The following is a 3,910-nucleotide window of genomic DNA, read 5'->3' on the forward strand; positions in this document are numbered from 1 at the left end:
CCTTGCTCGAGCAGGCAAACCCTTTGAAGAGTCCAAACCCGAGCAAAGCACCCTGGTATTTTCTGGGCGCTCAGGAACTCCTCCTTCACGTACATCCTTTTTTCAGTGCTGTGATTATTCCCATTGCTGTTGCCTGCCATCTTTTTTACCTGCCTTTTTACAAGTACAAAAAGCTGAATGTAGGTGTGTGGTTTCATTCTCCTCTGGGAAAGAAAATTACCATTCAATCAAGCTTAATTGCTTTTGCATTTACTTTTATACTGATCTATTTACTAGATCATTTTCTGCATTTCGACCTTTGGCTTCATTCCTGGCCCAGCTGGATTTCTACGGGATTACTTCCCATACTTTTGTATGTTCTTCCCCTGGCAGCTTACCTGCTATTCTGGCATCGTAAGCATCAGGCCGATCGCACCGAGCTGATCATGGCCTGCACAAGCATCATTCTATCGTCCTACATTTGCATGATGCTGATTTCTCTTCTGCTTCGGGCTGAAGGAATGTTACTGATCTTTTAATCTCTGAACAAGCAAAAAAACAATGATACTCAACCGACGAAAATTTATCAAACGAATACTATTTGCTCTGGCCTCCATCGAGGCTTTGTTCCTGATCAAAGGAAGTGTGAGTAAAGTAGATACTTCCACAAAGAAGAAAAAGTTGTTTAAAGCTGGAAAAGTAGATGAATTTGAAGCCAACAAGTTCTATTCCTTCCTAACCGGTCAGTTTTATCTGAAACGATTTGAAGATGGAGGTTTTATGGCCTTATCTATTAAATGCACACACCTGGGCTGCGTGGTAAACATCAACCCCAAAACAGGAGGTTTCAACTGTCCCTGCCATGCTTCTCAGTTCGATAAACTTGGAGAAGTTACTTCTGCACCAGCCACTCGTCCTTTGGACTTTTTTCCCATAGAAATTATTCAGGGTGAAATTTTCGTAGACACGAGCAAAGCCATTCAAAGAAGCTCTTTTAGCAAATCGCAAATAACCTACGCATAGATGAAAAATAAAAGCACCATAGAACGAATCAGCTTAGTTGCGATAGGCATAAGCATACTTAGCATTCCCTTGTATTTATTCGTAAACACCTATGGAAGAAGCAATATAGAATCGCAGGAAGCAACTTATGTTGGCAAAGAAACTTGCATCGAATGTCACCAAAGTGAATACAGCGATTGGGTAGGCTCCGATCACGACAAAGCCATGGATCATGCCAACGATTCTACTGTGCTGGGTGATTTCAACAATCAAAGCATAGAATACAACGGCATGACACATAAGTTGTACAAAAGAGACAATCGCTTTTATGCCTTTACGGATGGAGAATCAGGCAAACCGGAAGAGTTCGAGATTAAATATGTGTTCGGCTACTATCCTTTGCAACAATACCTGGTTGAATTCGACGGCGGAAGATTGCAATGTCTGCCTCTGACCTGGGATTCCAAAGACAACAAGTGGTATCACATGGCATCGGTAACCTATACCAATGAGGTGATTGAGCACGACAACTGGCTGCACTGGACCAATCAGGCTCAGAACTGGAATGGAATGTGTGCCGACTGCCACTCTACCAACCTGGTGAAAGGCTACGATGTAAAAACCGATACCTACCATACCACCTGGAGCGAGATTGATGTGAGTTGCGAGGCTTGTCACGGACCGGCATCAAAACATCTCGAATGGGCAGCGAAGGCTGATTATGCCCGCGATGAACATAGCAACTTTGGCTTGGTGGTAAAAACCAGCGGCATCGACAATAAAGAATATGTAGACCTATGTGTTCGCTGTCACACCCGTCGTGGTGCGCTTTCCGACTTTAAGCACAGCGCCGACATCTACAATCATACCATTCCCAATTTGCCAACTGGCGAAAACTACCATATCGATGGACAAATTCTTGATGAAGATTACGTGTACGGCTCCTTTACACAGAGTAAAATGTACATGAGAGGTGTGAAATGCAACGACTGCCACAACGTGCACAGTACAAAACGCCTGTTCGAGGACAACCGATTGTGCACCCAATGTCACCGTGCCGACGACTACGATACCTACAATCATCATTTTCATAAATCGAAAGGTGAAGAAGGTGAAGCCGTAATTGCTGATGATGGAGTGAAATTTGAAGTTGGCGATGGCGCTCGATGTATTAACTGCCACATGCCGGCACAGTTTTATATGGGTGTAGATTATCGAAACGATCATAGCTTTCGAATTCCTCGTCCTGATTTAACTCAGAAACTGGGAACTCCCAACGCCTGCAACCAATGTCATGCTGATAAATCGACACAATGGGCAGTTGACAAGGTAGAGGAATGGCACGGCATTAGTCGTCCCTCTCAGTATGGAGTGGCCTTTAAAGAAGCAGAAAGTGGAAGTCAGAAAGGCTACGACGATTTGGTTCACATCTACAAGGATGATGTTTACCCGGAAATGGTACGAGCAACGGCTCTTCATCTTTTGGGCATGAATTACCAGGCCCAAAGTAAGGAAATCCTATACGATGCTCTTGGCAATTCGAATGGCGCCATTCGTTACAACGCCTTGCAAAATCTACTTATGGACGATAATAAAACCTTGCAAAAAGTACTGGGAATGCTGAAGGATCAAAGCAAAGCAATTCGTATTGAATGCGCTACCAAGCTAAATGCAACCAGCAACGATCAAATTCCAAATCAATATAAGGATGCACTGAAAAAAGCCAAAAAAGAATATTTTGATGCTCTGGAATACAATTCCGATTTTCCTTCCGGGAAATTTAATTTGGCCAATTTCTATTTCAATTCCAAACAAATTGACAAAGCCGAAGAATTCTATAAAAGAGCCCTGAAACAGGATCATGAACTTCATCCTATCAAGATTAACCTGGCTCTTCTTTACAATAGCAAAGGAGAATATAAAAAGACGGAAATTTTGCTGAAAGATTACCTGGACAATGTTCCTGAGGATGGAAATACAACTTTTACTTATGCTCTATTTTTATCGGAACAAAAACGCTACGATGAATCCCTTGAGTACATGCTAAAAGCTGCCAAACTTTCGCCTCAAAACTCAAGAATTTTCTACAATATTGCCATGATGTACGATTTTAATGAACTGCCACAAAAAGCAGTTAGCTACCTACAAAGCGCCATTAAAATTGAGCCTGAGAACCCTAATTTCTATGTTGCATTGTTAAATCTGCATGTGAAGTACAAGCAGAATAATGAGACTCAAAAGTTAGCTCGGAAAATATTGGAGAAATTCCCCGACATCAACGGTAAAGAAAATATCGAAGCTCTACTGAACTAAAAAGCTAGACAAACTAAATGAGAAAAAGCAATAGAATTCGTTGATTCTATTGCTTTTTTATTTCCAACTCAAAGCATTCTGTTTTCCGAGAGCGAATTTGTAGCTAGTTTATTCTAATTGATTTTAAATTGATCAAAAAATCGTGAGTTCGGAAAGAATCTTCTATTTTTGGCATCTTTAAGAAAAGAAAATGGATAAAGTAAAAATGCCTAAGAGGGAGCAGGAAAAGAAAGATCAGTATTTTCAGCGAAAAATTGCTAAAAGAATGGGGAAAGCCATTAGCGATTTTGATCTGATAGAGAATGGTGACAGAATACTGGTAGGAGTTTCAGGAGGTAAAGATTCTTTAGCTTTACTCGAACTTCTTGCTTTGAGGCGTAAGTTTAAGAAACAGGATTTTGAGGTTGTTGCTGTGCATATCAATGTATTGGAATTGCCTTACGAAGTGGATCGGGAGTTTCTGAAATCTTTCTGCGAACGCTTGGATGTGGAACTGATTTATCGAGATATAAATGTTGATTTTGAAAGACCGGGCAAAAAGCCAGCTTGTTTCAGATGTTCGTGGCATAGACGGACTAGCTTATTTAAAATGACTGATGAATTTAAATGCAATAAG

Annotated in this window: 4 protein-coding genes; all 4 read left to right on the forward strand. The window is 41.1% G+C overall.

Annotated elements, in window-relative coordinates; genetic code table 11:
* Positions 1–518 (forward strand): hypothetical protein (locus tag ABYT26_RS17525; RefSeq protein WP_372756309.1); only part of this gene is annotated, 518 nt, incomplete at its 5' end.
* Between the two features lie 22 nt (positions 519–540).
* Entirely contained in the window at positions 541–1,002 is a 462-nt protein-coding gene (locus ABYT26_RS17530; RefSeq protein ID WP_372756311.1) for a ubiquinol-cytochrome c reductase iron-sulfur subunit, read from the forward strand.
* Complete coding sequence (locus tag ABYT26_RS17535; protein ID WP_372756312.1) at positions 1,003–3,294, forward strand: multiheme c-type cytochrome; 2,292 nt, start codon at positions 1,003–1,005, stop codon at positions 3,292–3,294.
* Between the two features lie 190 nt (positions 3,295–3,484).
* On the forward strand, positions 3,485–3,910 hold a 426-nt coding region (locus tag ABYT26_RS17540; RefSeq protein ID WP_372756314.1), incomplete at its 3' end, for an ATP-binding protein.

Origin of the sequence: Labilibaculum sp., assembly GCF_041595635.1 — a bacterium.
Taxonomy (GTDB): domain Bacteria; phylum Bacteroidota; class Bacteroidia; order Bacteroidales; family Marinifilaceae; genus Labilibaculum.